Below are 21,136 nucleotides of genomic sequence, written 5' to 3' on the forward strand. Positions count from 1 at the left end.
TAATGGGGAAACATAAATATGGGAATATATCTTGATTCAGCAGATTCATATGAGCTATATAAAAGGATCCGATTCAGTAAGTGGTTTATTGATAAAACAGGGATAATCACAGAATTAGTTGATAGATTGGGCACAACGGAGACTTATATTTGTGTTACAAGACCTAGACGATTTGGTAAGACGGTAGCAGCAAATATGATAGCTGCTTATTTTTCAAAGAGCGCTGAATCAAGGGAACTGTTTGACGGATGCGAAGTTTCTAAGGGGACAAAATATCAAGATCATATTAATTCTTATCATGTTATAAGCATTGATTTTAGCAAAATTGATGATTTGTGCAAGAATTATGATGAGTATATTTCGGCTATTAAAAAAAGATTAGCTAATGATTTACGAGAAGTGTTCCGGGATATTGATTTCAGAGAAGACAGCACGGTTTTTGATGATTTAAAAAAGGTTTTTGACAGCAAGGGAATACAGTTTGTTTTTGTCTTGGATGAGTGGGATGCTGTTTTTCATATGAGTTTCATAAGCGAGGCTGATAGAGCAAGGTACCTGCTTTTCTTAAAAAATTTGTTGAAAGATCAAGCATACGTTGCAATGGCTTATATGACAGGGATTTTGCCGATTGCTAAGTATTCAAGTGGTTCAGAATTGAATATGTTTCTTGAATATACCATGGCGAAGGAAGAGCGTTTTGGAAAGTATTTTGGTTTTCTACAAGATGAAGTAGATGCTTTATTTAGTATTTATTCCAGAGATGAATTAAATCCTAGAATTACCATTGAAGATTTGGGTGATTGGTATGATGGATATCATACATTTCTTGGAGAAAGAGTATACAATCCCAGATCTGTCATAGCTGCATTAACAAACAATAATTTAGGTAATTACTGGACAAACGCAGGACCTTACGACGAGATTTTCTATTATATTCGTAACAACATCGATGGAGTGAAGGACGATCTTGCGCTCATGATTTCAGGTGAAAAAGTCAGATGTGAAGCGAAGGAATATGCAGCTACTTCAATGAACCTTAAGACAAGAGATGAGATTTTGTCTGCGATGGTAGTTTATGGATTTTTGAGTTATTCCGATGGGTTCGTAATGATTCCTAATAAGGAACTAATGGGACAGTTTGCAGATATGATCTCAAGAGAAGCGTCACTGGGCTATGTTTACAGACTGGCGAGAGAATCCGAAAAGGTATTGGAAGCAACATTACTGGGAAGGGAAGATGAAATTGCGTCAATTTTGGAATGCTTTCATGATTCTGAAGCTCCGATAATTCGATATAATAATGAGTCGGATTTGTCAGTAATTGTTAATTTGGCTTATTTAGCAGCAAGAGACCGATATGATGTTCACCGAGAGGATAAAAGTGGAAAAGGATTTGTTGATTTCATTTTCTATCCCAAAAGAGATGGAGAGCCGGGGATTATTTTGGAATTAAAGGTGGATGATACTGCCGAATCGGCTATAAATCAGATTAAAGAGAAGAAGTATATTCAACGGTTTACAGGCAAGGTTGCAGAGATAATTGAAACGAAGCGAGTTGTTTTTGTGGGGATAAGTTACGATAAAATGAATAAAAAACATACTTGCAAGATTGAGGATGTGATAGTTGGCAATCAATGATGATTTTTGCTTGGAAGGAATAATTAGTGAAAGTATTTGTTGTATTTGGAACCCGACCAGAGGCTATAAAGATGTGCCCGTTGGTTTAGGAATTAAAAAACATAAAGAAATAAATTGCAAGGTATGCTTGACCGGTCAACATCGGCAGATGCTTGATCAGGTAATGGATGCATTTAGTGTGGGTGCTGACTATGATCTAAATATAATGAAAGATCGTCAGACGCTAACGACTATAACAACTTCTGTTATGGAGGGGCTGGAACCAATATTAATTGAAGAAAAACCTGATGTAGTGCTGGTGCATGGAGATACTACTACCTCCTATGCAGCAGCGCTTGCTGCGTTTTATCAACAGATTCCGGTTGGCCATGTTGAGCCGGGGTTACGTACTGGAGATATTTATTCTCCATTTCCTGAGGAGATGAATAGGCTTCTTACAGACAGAATCAGTACATATTATTTTGCTCCGACACAGATGAACGAGAAGAACCTTGCAGATGAAGGTATAACTGAGAATGTGGTTGTAACCGGTAATACTGTTATTGATGCATTTAAATATACAGTAAAGGATAATTATGAGTTTAAAGATAACAGTCTTAATTCTGTTGATTTTACTAATCGCAGAATAATAACGCTTACTGCTCATAGGAGAGTGAATATGGGAGAACCGCTACGAAATATTTGCAATGCGGTGAAGCGTATGGCAAATGAGTATCCAGATGTGGTTTTCATTTATCCGGTCCACCTTAACCCTGCAGTTAGAGATGTAGTATTTGGTATTCTTAGTAATATAGATAATGTGCTTTTGATCGATCCGGTAGACGTTCTCGATATGCATAAATTACTTGCTCGAAGCTATATGGTTATGACGGATTCGGATGGTCTTCAGGAGGAAGCTCCTCATTTTGGCAAGCCTGTATTAGTACTTAGAACAGAAACAGAGAGACCTGAGGCTGTTGAAGCAGGTACTGTTAAGGTTATAGGTGTAGAGGAAGATGCTATATACCAGGAAGCGAAGATGCTTCTTGATGAAGTGGAGTGCTACCAGAAGATGGCGAAGGCTGTTAATCCATATGGTGATGGACATGCGAGTGAGAGGATAGTTCAAGAACTTAGCAATATTGTAATATAGTTGTGTGGAGGAGTGCAGGTTGGGAAAACTTCAGAATTCTAAAGGATTTTTATTTGTTAAATATAAATTAAGCCCTTGTAGAGTGCACGCCTTCTCAGGAATGCTTTTCATAATGTTAATGATGAAGTTGTAACTTATAGCTTTTTTCAAGTGATTTTTATGATGTCTGTTTTTCTTAAGCAATCAGTACTATTTGGTAGATAATAAAGGTAAGTATTTGGATTTGTTTACTGATATACAAGAGCTGATATTTTTTTGTGAATTTAGATACATATTTGCTGCATTTTGTGTGTTGCATATAGTATTAGTGATAGCATTAAGACCTTTTGATATATAATTATTTAAGATTTGATTAAGGAGGGATAATACGGAATGGAGCGCACTTCTTTTTTTACTTTTTTTAGAAGAAACAGATTTGCTGCAATAGGTGTCATGAGTTTGCTTTTTATATGTTATGGGAAAATGATTTTCTCCACATATTTTTACCAAGACTTAGGAGTCCTGACAAGAAATTACGAGACCACATACAATTGGTATGATATCGGAAGATATGGTCTTGTTCTGTTAAGGTACGTTTTTAGAACGTGCAGATATAATGTGTATTACACAGGAGTCATGTTATTCATGGCTATGACTTTGACGGTAATGTTTTATTCTTATTTTGTAGAATATATTACAAAAAAAGAACAAAACGAATTAGTAATTGTTCTGTTTGCAATGCTTTTTTTTGTGCATACGGCATGGTCAGAGCAGTTCTATTTTCAATTCCAGTCATTTGAGATAGTGTTTGGAGTATTTTTGGTAGGCGTAGCATTATTTTTGTTGTGGTCAGTAGATGATTTGATAATTCCATCAGGAATTACATATGCGTTGAGTATAGGATTAGCAGTATTGGCATTTGGAGTTTATCAAGCGATGCTCAATGTATATATCACTTCGTGTATTGGTTTATATCTATTGGATGAAAAGCGTGCACGCACATGGATGGGTCTGGGTAAAGATGTTTTTCGCCATATCGTGGTATTTTTGGTAGACTTTGCAATTTATGAATTAATCATTAAAATCACAGTCACATCAACATATCTTACAAATCAAATTGCATGGGGAAACAGACCGGCATTAGCTATTTGGGAAACACTGAAGCTTGATTACATAGAGCGCTGTTTTACAGGAAAAGGCGCATTATATAGTTTTGCATTGTCGGTAATAGTAATATTTGTTCTACTAGTATTTTGCTATAGTTTTATTACCTCTTGTATCCATGTAGGAGTGGGTAAAGTATATAAGGGTTATTTAATTGATTTGATACTGCTTGTAGGCCTTGTTTTCTCATCATTTATACTGGGAATCGTGGTTGGTTTTACGCCTGCTGTGCGTGCTCAATTGGCATTGCCGATAAGTATAGCTTTTCTATTCATGTACTTGGCAAACCACATTTTTATCAATGATGGAAACCTCCTTTTTAAATACAAAGAAATAATTTGTATCTTATGTGGAGCGGTTGCTTTGTATTCTTCTTTGACTAGTGTGACTCGGATGCTTTATACATATGATATGGTTGCAACAAATTCGTATTTTACCGCAACTAAATTAAGCTATGATTTGGATAAAAAATTGACAGAATCTGGAAAAAATCTTCCAATCGCATTTATAGGAATAATGGATGTGAATTTTGATTTAAATGAATTATGTGTTGATACAGAACACAATTATAGCTACATGCTTGAACCTATGATGAATCAAAATGGTACTTTAACTCCTACATATTACTGGGGATCAATGTTTACGCATGATTATTTCGGGATGTATGGAATTAATTATTTGGCTGCCAGTATGGATCAGGTATTAGAAGCAACTGATATAGCGAATGAAATGCCAGAGTGGCCTGCTGAAGGGAGTATTGTCGTTCATAATGATTATATAATAGCAAAGATAGGTAAGATGATAGACTAAGAGTAATATGATACAAAAGTATGAAGGGGTTAATAAACGTTGTGGTTAATGAAATAAATAAAAAAAATATTGATTTTTGGAAAAATATAATTCTAAAGTTGGCGTTGTCTTTAATTGTTACTTCACTATTAGGAACTTATGTTAGAACTATTGCCAAAAGTTTTCTGCCAAAAGAAAAAGTGGAAATATCATATGGAGATACTGAAAATCCTGTAGGTGACATATATATTGTAGATTCAGATGAGCCTAATGATTTGTTTAGCAGAATTGAAAAAGAAGCAGACAGTGCTGGGTGTGAGATTATTGAAGACGAGTATGGTAACAAATCAGTAGTTCTTAAAGGTGATTCAGAAAATCATATAAGTATTAAATCTGCTATGAAGATGAATGCTTTCATGGCAGTCAAAGCAAATAGCGATTCTGGAAATTTAGCAATTCTTAAAGATGATAAAGAAAAAAGAATAGATTTATCCAATTTGATAATAAATGATGGTCAATATAGGAAAATATACCCATTTGGAGAAGAAAAACTTCCTATTCTTATTTATGTGGGAATATATCTATTCTTCTTTTTGGTAGTATGTGAAGCTGTTTTTTTTGTTCTTCCAGTAGTAAGTCATGGGATTGTGAATAGTAAGCTATTAGGAAGAGAAGTCGGTGTTAGACATTTTATTATTTCGATGCTTGCCATTTACGTCTATGATATCGTGCAATATAAAAATGGTATCATAAATTTTCTTGAATTTGGCGATCAAATTTATTATTGGGTTATTGATTTGTTTAAGGACGGTGCGTGGAATCCTGCAAAAGTGGCAGCACAGACGGCAACATTTAGAGGCTACCTGTGTAATTTTGCTCCTACTATTTCAAATAAAGTGGCTACTATACTTGGAATAGATCCTGTTTATATATACTTTGTGTTTACTTCAGCTTCGGCTGCATGGCTATTTTTTATGGTCCTTCCGGGAATATATTTTACGTTGGTTGGAAGAAAGGCGACCTTATTAAATGCAATCAGTTCGCTACTGATTTTTATTGTCTTCTGGAATGGAATGCTCACAGCGGTATTAGTTGATTTATTTGCAGTATCAGCTTTCTTTTCCGGGATTTGGATGTTACTACGCTGTTATAGAGAAAAAAAGCTTATTTATTCGGTATTTTTTGGCATTTTTGTGGCAGTATCATGTAATTTGAGAATGGCATACAAATATGGCTGGGCTGCATTGCTGGTTGTATTTTTTATATCCATGCTTATAAAGCGTATTATTAAAATAAATTATAAAGTTTGTTTGGCAATTTTTATTGCAATGAGCAGCTTTGTGTTGATTTCTATTCCTCAGTTTGATGTGAATAGGGAAAAAGGGCATTTTGGTTTTTTTCCCTATAATAGTATATATACTGAGGAGCAGACGTTAATGGAATTGGGTATGAATATATCACTAGGTAAATCATATACAACATACCCATTCGAGATATCTGATGCACAGCAGGCTTCTATGGAGAGCGCTCTTTACACTTCTGAAGAATATTTATCTTTAGAGCAGATATTTGGGGTTTACTTACATAGCCCGATTGAAAGTCTCATTTATCTTGCAAAAAAAATGTTCTTGACATTTGATATAAAGACGAATGTCACATATCCAGATCGTATCGAATGGCGTAAGACGTCGGGATTGTTGTTTTCACTAATGAATTATTATATTCTGATTAGTGCACTGTTTATATTCTTTAGAACAAAAAGACTCAATGAGAATGAAAAGCTTATTTCATACACATTGTTTGCGTCGTTAGTTCTTCCGGAAATGATAATGAATATAGAGTGGAGATATTTCATTTCTATATACATTTTGCTTTATTATTTTTATGCCTATCACTTTTGGGAGTGTCTATCGGATGATAATGGTGATATTAAAGCAGCCTTTAGAAGAGAAGAGTATTTTATTTGTTTGTTAATTGGAATAGTGATGTCGTTTTTACTTAGCTTGTCAATGTTTGCAAAGTAATAAAAGTTGAAGGAAAAGGTTTTGAAAGTTTCAGATTATATAGTTGATTATCTCATAGAGAAAGGTATAAAGGATGTTTTTGGCTATCCGGGAGGCATGGTCACGCATCTGATGGAGTCATTTAGTAAGCGCGCCGATAGAATAGAGGCACATGTTTCATATCATGAGCAAGGTGCTGCTTTTGCGGCATGCGGATATGCCCAGGAAAGTGGAAATGTTGGAGTTGCATATGCTACAAGTGGTCCAGGAGCGACTAATCTTATTACAGGCATTTGTGACGCATATTTTGACTCTATCCCCACTTTATTTATTACCGGACAGGTTAACTCCAACGAATTAAAAGGGGAGCTTGGTGTTCGGCAAAGAGGATTTCAGGAAACAGATATTGTATCAATGGTTTCCGGCGTGACAAAATATGCTAAACAGATTCAAGATGCGAATCAGATAAAATATGAGTTAGACTATGCATTTCATATAGCGATGTGTGGACGTAGAGGACCTGTTCTTTTAGATATCCCTATGAATATTTTTAGATCAGAGATTAATGAGGACGAGCTGGAAGGTTTTTCAATAGATGAGCAGGTAGTAAAATCTGATAGTGTGGACCAAATAATTGAAGCTTTAGATAATGCCAAGGCGCCTGTGATTCTAATTGGTAACGGAGTTAAAACCTCTGATATGACCGATCATATATCTGAAATTGTAAACGAAATAGGAGCTCCGATTGTTACATCTATGATAGCCTTTGATGCTATTACGGATTCAAGGTATAATTATGGTTTTATTGGGGCATATGGATCAAGAGTTGCGAATTTTTTGGTTGCAAAAAGTGATTTGGTTATATCATTTGGATCACGACTTGATATTAGGCAGGTAGGTAAAACGAGGAAAAACTTTGCACCTAACGCTAAGATTATCAGAGTGGATATAGATACCGGAGAGTTAGAGTATAGCGTACATGAAGATGAGATTCAGGTAACAGCTGATTTAAAACATCTTATTCCCGAGATTCGATCAGCATTAAAATCTCGCGATTATAAAAAGCGTTTCGATGGTTGGATTAAGATTGCTGATGAAATTAAAATGGAACTATTGGGTATTGATGACAGATTACCCAATAAGCTCATAGAAGCAATAAGCAGGCATATACCGGATAATACGTCAATAACAACAGATGTAGGACAAAATCAGGTTTGGGTGGCTCAATCGTTTGAATTGAAGACAAATCAGAAAGTATTTTTTTCCGGTGGACATGGCGCAATGGGATATGCGTTACCTGCAGCTATTGGCAGCTGTATAGCTAAAAGTGGTAAAGTATTCTGTTTCACAGGCGATGGTGGATTACAAATGAATGTTCAGGAACTAATGGTGGTTGCCAGAGAAAAATTACCTGTGAAGATTTTTTTGATGAACAACCAAGCGCTCGGCATGATTAGACATTTTCAAGAAATGTATTTTAATAGTAATTATTTTCAGACAGTTCCGGATGGTGGCTTTGTTTCTCCTAATTTTGAATTTATAGCTAAGGCTTATGGGATAAAATATTGTCAAGTATCTTCGTTGGAGGATGTGGAGAAAATCCCTAAAAGCATATTCGAAGATAATCAGCCGGCTTTTGTTGATGTAAGAATATCAGAGGATACATATGTTTTTCCTAAGTTAGAATTTGGTAAGCCTAATCAGGATCAGGAGCCGTTATTGGATAGGGCTCTGTATAATAAAATAATGGATATGAGTGTCAATACTTATGAGGAAGTGTAGATATTCATGTTATATGTGTGAGACCTATGATTATTCAAAGGAAAACGTATGTCAAGAATAGTTGTAACCGGTGCAACAAGCATGATTGGTGTTGCACTGATAGAGGAAGCTGTTTCACAGGGCGATGAAGTTTATGCCTTGGTAAGAAACAATAGCAGTAGAATAGACCGTATACCAAAATCAGATAAGATACATGTTGTGGAATGTGATCTTGGTGATATGGGTAATATAGAAGATTTAGGCGTTTCATGTGACGTGTTTTATCATTTTGCGTGGAATTATACGGATCAGCAGGGTAGGAAAGATCCGGCTCTTCAGTCTAAGAATATTGGGACTACGCTTGAAGCAGTAGAATTAGCACACCGTCTGGAATGCCATAGGTTTGTCGGTGCAGGATCTCAGGCAGAATATGGAATCGTTGAGGATGTTATTTCTGCAGATACTATAGCAAACCCACAGATTCCGTACGGAATAGCTAAATGCGCTGCCGGAAAATTAGCTCAGAGACTCTGCGAGAAATATGGTATGGAATTCGTATGGGGACGCATTTTTAGTGTTTATGGCAGGTTTGATAATGAATGGACCATGCTAAATACTTCTATAGATAAGTTCCTTAAAGGGGAGGAAGCTAATTTCTCTGCTGCAACTCAGATGTGGAATTATCTTAATGAACATGATGCAGGTAGAATTTTCTATTTATTGGGCACATGTGAAGGCGTAAGTGGCATTTATTGCGTTGCCAATCCGGAATCTAAGAGGCTTAGAGAATACATTGAAGAGATGGCATCATTGTTTGGTAATACTGCGAAATGTGTATTTGCTCAGGAAGATCCTGATAATAAACCGGTCTCACTTAATGCTGATGTAGAAAAGCTCTTGGTTGATACAGGATTTACGCCAAGGGTATCATTTGCTGATGGCATAAAAGAGGTAATTGAGTACAGGAGAAACAGGAAAGTGTGAAATTCTATGAAAAAGATAAGTGTGGTTATACCCACATATAACGAGGAAGAAAATGTTGAGCCTTTATCAAAGGCTATTATTGAAGTGTTTTCAAAGAGTCTTCCGAATTATGATTATGAGATAATATTTATTGATAACGATTCTGCTGATAACACAAGACCGATACTTAGAAAATTGGCTTCAGAAAATAACAAAATAAAAGCCATCTTCAACGCAAAGAATTTTGGACAGTTTAATTCGCCGTATTATGGTCTTTTGCAATCAACAGGTGATTGCACAATACTTGTATGCGCGGATTTTCAGGATCCAATAGATATGATTCCAAAGTTTGTTCATGAATGGGAAAATGGCTTCAAGATTGTCATAGGTCAAAAAACTACTAGCCAGGAAAATAAAGTGATGTACTGGTTGAGGTCTGTATATTATAAGACTATCAAAAAGTTTTCCGATGTTGAGCAGATAGAGCATTTTACCGGATTTGGTTTGTACGATAGGGATTTCATAGAAGTGCTCAGGAATCTGAATGATCCGACACCTTTTCTTAGAGGTATTGTTGCAGAATTAGGATTTAGAAGAAAAGAAATACAATATGAGCAGTTGAAGCGTAGAGCTGGTAAGACTAGCAATAATTTCTTCAGGCTATATGATGCTGCAATGCTCTCATTCACTTCTTATACAAAGATAGGCCTTAGAATTGCAACATTCCTCGGTTTTGGAGTGGCATTCTTAAGCTTTATTGTGGGATTGGTTTATCTTGTTTTGAAACTTGTTTATTGGGATAGATTTAATGCGGGAACAGCGCCTATTCTTTTAGGACTATTATTTATGGGTTCAGTTATTTTAGTATTTCTAGGACTAATGGGAGAATATATTTTAAGTATTAATGCTAGAATTATGAATAGGCCGTTGGTTATCGAAGAAGAACGAATAAATTTTTAATAGTAAAAAATATAGTGTGTTTGAACGGAGTTATGAAGTAATGAAAGTTGCGATTTTAGCAGGTGGTTACGGAACAAGAATATCAGAGGAGTCACAGTATAAGCCCAAGCCCATGATTGAGCTTGGCGAACAGCCGATACTTTGGCATATCATGAAGTATTATGCTTCTTATGGCTATGATGAGTTTATTATTCTTTCCGGTTATAAACAGTATGTTATTAAGGAGTATTTTGCAGACTACTTTTTACATAATTCTGATGTGACCTTTGATTTGTCCAATAACAATATGACGGTTCACAATAATAATTCAGAGAAGTGGAAGGTTACTATTGTTGATACCGGACTTAATACTATGACCGGTGGTCGTGTAAAGAGAGTTCAGGATTACATTGGAAATGAACCTTTTATGCTTACTTATGGTGATGGAGTGTGTGATGTTGATCTTGATGCTCTTAAGAAATTCCATGAGAGTCACGGTAAAATCGCTACTATTACAATGGCAAGTATTGCTCAGCAGAAAGGTGTGCTTGATGTTAGCAATGGTGTTGTCAGATCTTTCAGAGAGAAGGATGACATGGATGGGGCGCTTATTAACGGCGGTTTCATGATTTTCAATCCGGAGATTTTTGAGTATCTTGATGATGATAAGACTATCCTTGAGCAGGAACCCATGAGGAGACTTGCAGCTGAGGGCCAGCTTATGGGATTCAGACATGATGGCTTCTGGCAGTGCATGGATACCCAGCGTGAAAAGCAGAAGCTTGAAGAGCTTTGGGAGAGCGGTAAGGCACCTTGGAAGAGGTGGTAATGATTTGTACTATGAGAGCAGTACTATGGAATGTAAATATATTTATATACCAAAATATTTTACATCTTACGAGTTTTTATAGAATAAAACGCTTGGTTCATTTTTGTCTATAGCATTCTAAATATATTGAAAACAGCTTTTTTTTCAAGTTCTTTTTGTGAATAATTGCCATAAATACTAATAAGAGTTATCCAAGCAAAATAAACGCCAATGGTAATATAAAGTATAGCGGAAAATTCTGATATTTAATATATATTTTATATTTCGTAAATGTGAATAGTATATAATACCATTATCAGCTTCAGTACTATGTTTTCATTTGGAAATCATGAAAATGGAGGTATCCACAATGAAGAAATTGAATGTGAAACTATTACAATATATATTTGCATTTGCGTTGTTAGTATGGCTTTTGACAGGTGCAAAAACTACTGCATATGCGGCGTATATTACCGTCATGGGTGAGAACCAGATAGACATAGATGATAGCTATGATGATCCACTTAACGAAGGCTGGAGATACAATGGTGATACAAGAACTCTGACTCTAACCAATTTTCATTTTGATAATAATGAAGGACTAGTAGGCATAGATGCTGATGGATTCGATGAATTCCATATCGTATTAGTCGGAGATAACCGAATTAATGTAACTGGAGACTATGGTATATGTGCTGATGTTTCTGGCGGAGATTTCACTATAAGTGGAACCGGATCACTTACTGTTAGTTCAAATGTGAGTGCTATAAAATGTAAATATTCTAGCCAATTATGCGAAATGAAGATTAGGGATTGTACCATAAATGCCACAGCAAAGAGTGATTCTGCTACTGGTATCGAGGCCAATAACATAGATTTGTCCATAATTAATTCTACTACTGTGACTACTGCTGTGACTACTGCTGAAACAAGTGAGGGTAGTGAGGCATATGGAATATTTACTGGTTCAGGAAATATAACTATAAATAATGCCGATGTGACAGCTACGGCTAAATCTAATGACACATATACGGATACTGATACGTATCCCTGTAGAGGCATAAGTGGTAATAATGTTACTATAGAAAACCGCTCTGTGGTAAGGGCAGATGGGGATGAAGATGGCATCTTTGCGAATCATTTAGTTACTATAAAAGGAAAATCCACGGTAAATGCATTAGGAAATATTGGTTTTGATACTCAAACAGTTGATATAAGTAGTGATGTAAAGTCAGTTATTGCAACGGGCGCTATTCAGGCTATTTATTCGAAAGTAAAAAACGCCGTAGTCGGAATAGGCTGGAGTGAAGATGATTTTGAACCAATTGACGTATCGGATACAGCAAGAGAATTACCAGGATATGATAAGATCCAATTTCCCAAGCCGATCCCCACTATTACAAAAATACCTACTGCAAAGACCCTTATCTACAATGGTACGGATCAGGAACTTGTAACTGCTGGCATTTCTTCGAATGGAAACATGCAGTATGCTATCGGCAGCAGCCAGGCAGTGGCACCTGATGCGGGTGCTTTTAAAGCAGAAATACCTAAGGGCAAAGACGCCGGGACATACTATGTATGGTATAGAGTTCTGGGAAATGGACAATATGGCATCTCTGCTCCTGAATGCGTCACTGTGACAATAGAGCAGGAATCGGAGCCTCCTAAGCCCGAGGAAGGTAATAATGAAGAAAAGGATGTAAAACTTGCTATATCAAATATTCTTACTGGAAAAAAATCCATAACAGTCAAATGGAATAAGCAAAGCGAAATAGATGGATACGAGCTGCAATATGCGCAGGATAAGAAATTTAAAAAGAATGCCAAGACAGTTACTATAAACAAGGCAAAGACTTCTGCTACTCTTAAGAATCTGATCACAGACAAGAAGTATTTTGTAAGAATCCGCACATACAAAAAGGCTGGTAAATCCAAGTCATATTCTTCCTGGAGCGAAGTAAAGACTGTCAAGACCGGCGCTGAGACAATAGATAAGAATCTGCAATCCTGCAGAATATCTAGTTTAAAGGCAGCTAAGGGATCAGTAAAGATCACTTGGTCTAAACAGGAAAACATTACCGGATATGAAATACAATGCAGCCCGAATAAGAACTTTAAAAAGGATATAAAAAAGGTTACAGTAAGCAAGGCAACCACAACATCAAAGACAATTAAGAAACTTAAATCCGTGAAATACTACGTTAGAATCCGCACTTATGAAGCAGCCAAAGGAAATAAAGCTTATTCAAAATGGAGTAAAGTGCAAAACGTAAAGGTGAAGTAAGAGGATATAGACAAATTTGAGGTTTATTAAGAATTCTTACTTCCAGTACGTTTTGAACCTCAATTGAAAATTTAGGCGTAAAAGCCCAGAAAATTCAGCATTTCTGTTGATTATTAGCCCTACTGGTTGGTTAGGAATTGAGCCTGTCAGTAGGGCATTTTTCAGCCTTGTTTTATCCGAATTATAGTAGAGAACAGCAGATTACAGCATATGGCATTCTTTGCGGAATACCACGATATCTTTTGGAATTCGATGATAGAGATGATATTACTCGGAACATAAGTGATAAGATTGTTAACAGCGGAGACTTTTCATAAGGATGCATCTAAGGTCAGTAAGTACCTAAATACGCTTCGTACACTTATATTGATTGAGAAAACAGTTCCCTGTGGAGAGAAAGAGGATATCAAAAGGCGATATATAGTCTTAATGATAACTATTTCAGTTTTGAGTACCGGTATATTTATAGCAATAAAAGCTATTATGAAATGCTTGGAGATGATGGGGCAACAATTCGAACATTAAGGCGCAGGATGATGTGGATATCCTTGCTATCAAAATTCACAAACGGACCCATGCCAATGGAAGAGAATGATGACCTTATAACAGCTACTATGGCATTTCCTGATATCAAGAATAAACATATAATGTTTATTAGCAAGAGTGGCTTTACCAAGCCTGTAATAGAGCGGGCCCAAAGGGAAGGTGTAAGGCTTGTGACGGTTGAAGATATGTTTTATATGTGACTTTTGGGGCTAAATATGGTATAAAATATTCTTGGTTAATCAATTATTGATTATTTTTTAAGGAGAATTATATGAGTACACAGGAAGAAGCAAAGAAGCAGATACTTGACTTGGTAGCAGATTATGCCAGGAATTATCATAATCAGAACAAGGAGTTTAAAGAGGGAGATCGTATCTCATACGCATCACGTGTGTATGATGAGAAGGAAATGGTTAACCTTGTAGACAGCGCTCTTGAGTTCTGGCTTACATCCGGAAGATATACAGATGAGTTCGAGGCAAAGCTTGCTAAGTACCTTGGAGTTAAGTATTGTTCACTTGTTAACTCCGGTTCTTCAGCTAACCTTGCAGCATTCATGACGCTTACATCTCCTCTTCTTGGAGATAGAAGGGTTAATCGTGGTGATGAAGTTATCACTGTGGCAGCAGGATTCCCCACAACAGTTACACCTATCATCCAGTATGGTGCTGTTCCGGTATTTGTTGATGTTACAATTCCCGGATACAATATTGATGTTAATGAGCTCGAGAAGGCTCTTTCCGATAAGACCAAGGCTGTAATGATAGCACATACACTTGGTAATCCTTTTGATCTTAAGGGTGTTAAGGAGTTCTGTGACAAGCATAACCTCTGGCTTGTTGAGGATAACTGCGACGCTCTTGGTTCACAGTATGAGATAGATGGTGTTTGGAAATTCACAGGTACCATCGGTGATATCGGAACAAGCAGCTTTTATCCGCCGCACCACATGACTATGGGCGAAGGTGGTGCTGTATATACCGACAACGCTCTTCTTAATAAGATTGCAAGATCATTCCGTGACTGGGGACGTGACTGTGTATGTCCTTCAGGCTGTGATAACCTTTGCGGACATCGTTTTGATAAGCAGTATGGTGAGCTTCCTCTTGGCTATGACCATAAGTATGTTTATTCGCACTTTGGATATAACCTTAAGGCTACTGATCTTCAGGCTTCAATAGGATGTGCTCAGCTTGATAAGTTCCCTGGTTTTGTGGAGAGAAGAAAATACAACTTTAAATTCCTTAAGGATCTTCTTATTAATGGCGGTGCTGAGGATAAGCTTGTACTTCCTGTTGCTACTGAAAATTCTGATCCCAGCTGGTTTGGATTTATCATGACCTGTAAGGAAGGCGTTGACCGTAAGAAGGTTGTGGATTACGTTGAAGGTCATGGTATTCAGACTCGTATGCTTTTTGCAGGTAACCTTACTAAGCATCCTTGTTTTGATGAGATGAGAGCTACTGGTGAGGGCTACAGAGTAGTAGGTGACCTAAAGAATACAGACAGAATTATGGCTGACAGCTTCTGGGTAGGTGTATATCCCGGAATGACAGATGAGAAGCTGACATATATGGCTAAGATTATTCTTGAGGCTATCGCATAATGAATTTTATTTGGAAAATAATTGAAACTATAGCAGGAGCGGTTTTCCGCTTCTGCTTTCGTGTAATTGGAAAAGAGTATACAGATTCTATTCATGAGTCTATGATGCAATTTGTGAAGTTCGGAATTGTTGGTGTAAGCAACACTGTTATCTCATATTTATTGTACACATTTGCGCTTCTTGCCATGAGACAATTTGGCCTGTTTAGTAGTATCGATTATCTGATTGCTACAGTAATTGCCTTTGTTCTTAGTGTATTATGGTCATTTTATTGGAATAATAAGATGGTATTTGTCATGGAAGAGGGGCAGAGCAGGAATTTGTGGAAGGCTCTGATTAAGACCTATATATCCTATTCTTTTACAGGATTATTCTTAAACAGTGTGCTTATGGTACTATGGGTACAAGTATTCCATATATCCGAGTTTATTGCACCTATAATCAACCTGTTAATCAGTGTGCCGGTTAACTTTATAATCAATAAGTTTTGGGCATTTAAGACGGAAGAGAAAAATTAAATTGTTATTGAGAGGAGTATGGTGATGGATTTTGTCAGGATGAAGGATTTTTATAATGGAAAGAGGGTGTTCCTCACTGGACACACAGGCTTTAAGGGTAGCTGGCTTTCAGTTATGCTTAAGATGATGGGAGCAGAAGTATTCGGCTATTCTCTTGCACCTAATACTGATCCAGATCTTTTTGGAATACTTGGTCTATCAGATCAGATGCATTCCTGCATTGGAGATATCAGGGATTTTGAGACGCTTGAGAAAGCTTATGTAGAAGCAAATCCTGACGTTGTCCTTCACCTTGCAGCGCAGCCAATAGTAAGGGATTCTTACAAGGATCCTCGTTATACCTACGAAACCAATGTAATGGGGACTGTAAATATCTTAGAGTGCCTTAGAAAGCATCCCGGAGCAGTTAGTTTCCTTAATGTAACAACTGATAAAGTTTATGAGAACAACGATCTTGAGAACCACGGCTTTAAAGAGGATGAGAAGCTTGATGGTTATGATCCTTATTCTAATTCCAAGAGCTGCTCCGAGCTTGTGACTCATTCCTACAAAAAGTCATTTTTCTCTGAGGCTGGTTCACCTGCTATTTCTACAGCCCGTGCAGGTAATGTGATTGGTGGTGGCGATTTTGCAAATGATCGTATAGTTCCTGATTGTGTTCGAGCAACAATAAAGGGTGAGAGTAGTATTGTTCGTAATCCCTACTCTACAAGACCTTATCAGCATGTGCTTGAACCTCTTGCAGCATATCTTATGATTGCTATGGAGCAGGCTTATGATAAGAAGTATGCAGATTACTACAACATCGGACCTCGCGATGAAGATTGCATAAATACAGGTGATCTCGCTGATTTCTTTGTAAAGTATTGGGGTGATTCTGCAAACTGGAAGAACATGGCTGAAGCAAACGCTCCTCACGAGGCCAGCTTCCTTAAGTTGGATTGCTCAAAGGCTCGTTCTACATTCGGCTGGGAACCTGTATGGCATGTTGAGGATGCTATCCGTGAAACTGTTGCTTGGTACAAGGCCTGGAATGCTGGTAAGGATATGATGGAGTTTACTAAGGGACAGATAGAGAGCTTTATTGGATAAAAGTAGCGCTGTGATAATCACAGCGCTATAATATTTTTTGAGACTAATGTAATATTGAGATGCAGGGATAAGTGTGACAGCAAAAGTATCGGTAATAATACCTATTTACAATGGACAAAACTATATAGATGAGATTTTTCGACAGTTGCTATCTCAGACCTATCAGAATCTGGAAGTGATTTTGGTTGATGATGGATCTGCTGATGATTCTGCCAAAACAATAGAAGAGCACATTAGGTCGTGTGTTTCTAAAAAGGGAACTGATGGAATGGTATTTAAGCTTATCAGCCAGCAGAATACTGGGCAGGGCGGTGCCCGTAATCGCGGGATTGATGAAGCGACCGGGGATTATCTTCTTTTCATGGATCAGGACGATAGGATTAAGGATGATTATATCGAGAAATTGCTTGGAGTTGCAGAACGAGAAGGCAGCGATATAGTAATCTCAGGTTATGAGCATGTCACTGTTTCTGGTGAAGTCAGGGAACATGTAGAGCTTATAAATAATGCGTGGTGCCGCTTTATGAATATAACTCCTTGGGGTAAGATTTACAGGCGTGATTTTGTAGAGAGAGAGAATATCAGGTTTTTACCTGTGCCTCTTGGGGAGGATATATATTTCAATGTACTAAGCTACTCCCATACTCTGAAGGTTTCATACACTGATTATGTGGGATATCAGTGGGTGATAAATGATGGATCTGTTTCCAATACGGTACACAGGGCTGTCAGTGAAGAGTCTCACATTTTGACACTTTTTGATGCCCTTGCGGGAATGAACGGAGCTGATAAGTGGATGAGGGATGAGCAGTTCGGATTTTTCATGCTTAAGACCGGTATCTTCCACATACTATATGCGGCGAAGGGTACAGATGCAAAGGCTCTTATTAGTTATAGAGATGAAGTATTCAGGTGGCTTAATGAGAAGATGCCGGGGATAGAGAGAAACAGGCTGATTACTTTTAAGGGACCTGAAGGAGAAAGAAGTAGTGTGGCAAGAGCCATATATATTTATATGAAGCTTAGGCGGCTGCATCTTGACGGAGTTTTCCTTAGGGTGTTTTGCATTGGAAGAGGATAGATTTTGAGTGCTTTTGTAAATGTGCTTATGTGCACATACAATGGAGAAAAGTATATAAGGCAGCAGCTTGATTCGATTTTGAACCATAGCTATAGAGATTTTGCATATATGTAAGGGACGATGGTTCAACTGATGCTACTGTGGATATTGTAAGGAACTATGAAAAGGGGAATCCGGGTAAGGTTATTTTGGTTGAATCACCAAAACATCTTGGCTATCCCGATTGTTTTTGGGATATTCTTGGAAGATGTCCCAAAGCTGATTTTTACGCTTTTAGTGATCAGGATGATGTGTGGCACAAGGATAAACTTGCAGGTGCTGTGAAAACATTGCTTGGCAGTAATGTGTCTCATGCAGATAGAGGTGATTATGATGATAGTGCTGCAGATGGTAACGCTAAAACTCCATGTCCGCTCCTATATGTTCATGATTACGACAACTATGATGCTGATCTTGAGCTCATAAGCCATCATGTCCTTGGTAGTGCAGATATTCTGAATAATTACAGTGTTTTGTTCTATACATACGCTTCTGGTTTTTGCATGGTGATAGATAATGTCATGAGGAATCTTCTTTTGTCATTGGATTTGATAGGCAAGGCTATGTATCATGACGAACTCTGCATTTGGCTTGTGCATTTTCATGGTGAAATCCTGTATGATGACAGCGTTCTTACAAAATATCGACGCCATGAGTCGACAGTTACTGAATACGGTAATGGTGTTATGACGCTTATTTCTAACTGGCTTCGCCGTGAGATATTTGGCCCTGAGTTTGGGTATAAGTGTAAGAGAATTCGAACTTTTCTCAAGCTTGAGAAGAATCTTATGAATGATGACGGCTTTGGTCTGGTTGGGAAGCAGGGTATGAGTAAACGTGTTATGAGAGACTGGTATCTGCTTTCAGGTGGTAAGAGGAATGTAGTTGGGGATTTAAAGAGGCTGTTTTTCCCTAGGCGTCTTCGACCTTCTGTCGGCGGAGAAGTTGCCCTTAGGCTTATGTTTTTGATGAATCGTGTAAGTAAATAAATCGGGCTCAATTGATGGCTGTTTATCGCATTAGACGGTGATAAATTGACGAATATTCGAACTTGTGTTTACCGAACAGATGTTCCATAATGCTTTATGAATATATATAAATTATAATTAAAGGGAAGATTGCATTATGGAAGAAAACAAAAAGGTCAAGTGGCATCCTGCGTTCTATGGCGCGATAGAGTATGAGCTCAAGGATGACCGTAATCATTTGGAGTTTGAGAGTGAGCATCAGCTTTCCAAGGAACCGCTGAAGATGGATATGCTCATTATCAAGAAGTCAGATGATATCAGAATTAAGAAACCGATAGGTTGGATTTTTCGGGAACATAACATAGTTGAATATAAGGCACCGGGAGATGCGCTCACTATAGATACTTTGTATAAGACTGTTGGTTATGCTTGTATTTACAAGGCTTTGGGTAATTCTGTGAATGAGATCCCAAATGATTCGATGAGTATATCATTATTTAGAAATGCGTATCCTCGCGAATTGATGAGTATGCTTTCGCAGATCGGGGCTTGTGTAGATAATCCACATCCGGGAATCTATTACATTAATGGGATAATTAATATTCCGTTGCAGATTGTTGTAACAAGGCAGGTATCTCCTGAGGATTACTCTGCTTTAAGGGTACTTACGGATAATGCAGATAAAGAGGATGTTCGAAGGTTTATAGAAGAGACTGCAGAACTTACCATGCCTATAGACAGGCAGAATACAGATGCTGTTTTGCAGGCAAGCGTACAGGCGAATTTTATGTTGTATGAGCAGATAAGGAGAGAAGGAACTATGTGTGAGGCTTTAAGAGAACTCATGAAAGATGAAATTGAAAAAGAAGTTGAAGTAGAAAGAGCGAAAGCTATAGAAGAAGGAAGAGCCGAAGGAAGAGCCGAGGGAAGAGTCGAAGGAAGAGCCGAGGGAAGAGTCGAAGGAAAGACCGAAGGAAGTCTTGAAACTTTATGCGCCTTGGTTAATGATGGGCTGATTGATATTAAGGAAGCTGCCAGAAGAATGAATATGACTGAAAAAGCTTTTGGCAAGAGCCTTAAGGAGATTTGCGGATAATATAAATTCAAGAGAACAATGGAAAATAGCATTTTTCTAACTTCAAAGAGGAGGGCTTCAAAATGGCAGAAATGAACACAAAAGCGATGTATAAGTTATCTTATGGATTGTTTGTCTGTACTGCAGTGCGCGGTGATAAGAAGAATGGCTGCATCATCAACACGGCTATCCAGGTGGCATCAGAACCAAATCGTATTTCTATTGCTGTAAATAAGGCGAACTTCACCCATGACATGATAAAAGATACCGGTGTTTGTAATATATCTGCCATCAGTAAGGATGCCGATTTTGATTTATTCAAGCATTTTGGATTCCAGTCAGGTCGAGATGTTGATAAGTTCGGAGCAGACTATGATGCCTCCAATTATGCTATGGCTGATAATGGCGTGCCTTACATCGTAAGTGGCACAAATGCATATTTCTCACTGAAGGTAGAGCAGGAGGTTGATCTTGGCTCTCACACTTTATTCATCTGTGAGCCCACATTTATGACAGTTCTTTCTGATACTGCATCCTGCACTTATGAATATTATCAGAGCGACATTAAGCCAAAACCGGAAGCTGTTGGCACCACTCCTAAGGGCGAGACGGTTTGGCGCTGCCGGATCTGCGGCTATGAGTGGGTTGGAGAAGAACTTCCCGATGACTTCATTTGCCCTATCTGTAAACATCCCAAGGCTGATTTCGAGAAGCTGATAAGATGATAAGATGACGCTATAGAGGTGAT

The 21,136-nt window shown here is 37.6% G+C and carries 17 protein-coding genes; all 17 read left to right on the forward strand.

The genetic code is table 11. The annotated features are described in order from the left end of the window. Positions 1–18 precede the first annotated feature (18 nt). The 17 genes from G603_RS0105215 to G603_RS0105305 all read left to right on the forward strand — a co-directional run bounded on the left by G603_RS0105215 (position 19) and on the right by G603_RS0105305 (position 21,113). Entirely contained in the window at positions 19–1,638 is a 1,620-nt protein-coding gene (locus tag G603_RS0105215; protein WP_026669534.1) for an AAA family ATPase, read from the forward strand. 73 nt (positions 1,639–1,711) lie between these two features. Then, complete coding sequence (wecB, locus tag G603_RS19330; protein WP_330367540.1) at positions 1,712–2,770, forward strand: non-hydrolyzing UDP-N-acetylglucosamine 2-epimerase; 1,059 nt, start codon at positions 1,712–1,714, stop codon at positions 2,768–2,770. A gap of 462 nt (positions 2,771–3,232) precedes the next feature. Then, complete coding sequence (locus tag G603_RS0105225; RefSeq protein ID WP_242834840.1) at positions 3,233–4,723, forward strand: glucosyltransferase domain-containing protein; 1,491 nt, start codon at positions 3,233–3,235, stop codon at positions 4,721–4,723. A gap of 41 nt (positions 4,724–4,764) precedes the next feature. Next, positions 4,765–6,726: a hypothetical protein gene (locus tag G603_RS0105230; RefSeq protein WP_155832620.1), complete on the forward strand. Its 1,962-nt coding sequence runs from the start codon at positions 4,765–4,767 to the stop codon at positions 6,724–6,726. 21 nt (positions 6,727–6,747) lie between these two features. Next, positions 6,748–8,487, forward strand: coding sequence for a thiamine pyrophosphate-binding protein (locus tag G603_RS0105235; protein ID WP_026669537.1), 1,740 nt, complete (start codon positions 6,748–6,750; stop codon positions 8,485–8,487). A 48-nt stretch (positions 8,488–8,535) separates the two neighbouring features. Further along, positions 8,536–9,450: an NAD-dependent epimerase/dehydratase family protein gene (locus tag G603_RS0105240; protein ID WP_026669538.1), complete on the forward strand. Its 915-nt coding sequence runs from the start codon at positions 8,536–8,538 to the stop codon at positions 9,448–9,450. 6 nt (positions 9,451–9,456) lie between these two features. Continuing rightward, positions 9,457–10,389 (forward strand): glycosyltransferase family 2 protein, encoded by a 933-nt coding sequence (locus tag G603_RS0105245; RefSeq protein ID WP_026669539.1) that lies wholly within the window; start codon positions 9,457–9,459, stop codon positions 10,387–10,389. Positions 10,390–10,429: 40 nt separating this feature from the next. Beyond that, entirely contained in the window at positions 10,430–11,197 is a 768-nt protein-coding gene (gene rfbF, locus G603_RS0105250; RefSeq protein WP_026669540.1) for a glucose-1-phosphate cytidylyltransferase, read from the forward strand. 349 nt (positions 11,198–11,546) lie between these two features. Then, entirely contained in the window at positions 11,547–13,463 is a 1,917-nt protein-coding gene (locus G603_RS0105255) for a fibronectin type III domain-containing protein (RefSeq protein ID WP_026669541.1), read from the forward strand. A 581-nt stretch (positions 13,464–14,044) separates the two neighbouring features. Beyond that, complete coding sequence (locus G603_RS0105265) at positions 14,045–14,209, forward strand: hypothetical protein (RefSeq protein ID WP_155832621.1); 165 nt, start codon at positions 14,045–14,047, stop codon at positions 14,207–14,209. A 71-nt stretch (positions 14,210–14,280) separates the two neighbouring features. After that, positions 14,281–15,615 carry a lipopolysaccharide biosynthesis protein RfbH gene (rfbH, locus tag G603_RS0105270; protein ID WP_026669544.1) on the forward strand — a complete coding sequence of 445 codons (1,335 nt, stop codon included), beginning with the start codon at positions 14,281–14,283 and terminating at the stop codon, positions 15,613–15,615. Then, positions 15,615–16,133 carry a GtrA family protein gene (locus tag G603_RS0105275; RefSeq protein WP_026669545.1) on the forward strand — a complete coding sequence of 173 codons (519 nt, stop codon included), beginning with the start codon at positions 15,615–15,617 and terminating at the stop codon, positions 16,131–16,133. The genes rfbH and G603_RS0105275 overlap by 1 nt, the downstream gene beginning before the upstream one ends. A 24-nt stretch (positions 16,134–16,157) precedes the next feature. Further along, complete coding sequence (rfbG, locus tag G603_RS0105280) at positions 16,158–17,225, forward strand: CDP-glucose 4,6-dehydratase (RefSeq protein WP_026669546.1); 1,068 nt, start codon at positions 16,158–16,160, stop codon at positions 17,223–17,225. A 73-nt stretch (positions 17,226–17,298) separates the two neighbouring features. Beyond that, positions 17,299–18,306 carry a glycosyltransferase family 2 protein gene (locus tag G603_RS0105285; protein ID WP_026669547.1) on the forward strand — a complete coding sequence of 336 codons (1,008 nt, stop codon included), beginning with the start codon at positions 17,299–17,301 and terminating at the stop codon, positions 18,304–18,306. 104 nt (positions 18,307–18,410) lie between these two features. Then, the gene (locus tag G603_RS21340) at positions 18,411–19,334 is read left to right on the forward strand and encodes a glycosyltransferase (RefSeq protein WP_081669836.1); all 924 of its coding nucleotides are present in this window, start codon (positions 18,411–18,413) and stop codon (positions 19,332–19,334) included. 136 nt (positions 19,335–19,470) lie between these two features. Continuing rightward, complete coding sequence (locus G603_RS19340) at positions 19,471–20,409, forward strand: hypothetical protein (protein WP_051207497.1); 939 nt, start codon at positions 19,471–19,473, stop codon at positions 20,407–20,409. Positions 20,410–20,480: 71 nt separating this feature from the next. After that, positions 20,481–21,113 carry a flavin reductase family protein gene (locus tag G603_RS0105305; RefSeq protein ID WP_026669549.1) on the forward strand — a complete coding sequence of 211 codons (633 nt, stop codon included), beginning with the start codon at positions 20,481–20,483 and terminating at the stop codon, positions 21,111–21,113. Positions 21,114–21,136: the final 23 nt, after the last annotated feature.

The organism is Butyrivibrio sp. AE3006, from assembly GCF_000424165.1.
Lineage (GTDB): Bacteria > Bacillota > Clostridia > Lachnospirales > Lachnospiraceae > Butyrivibrio.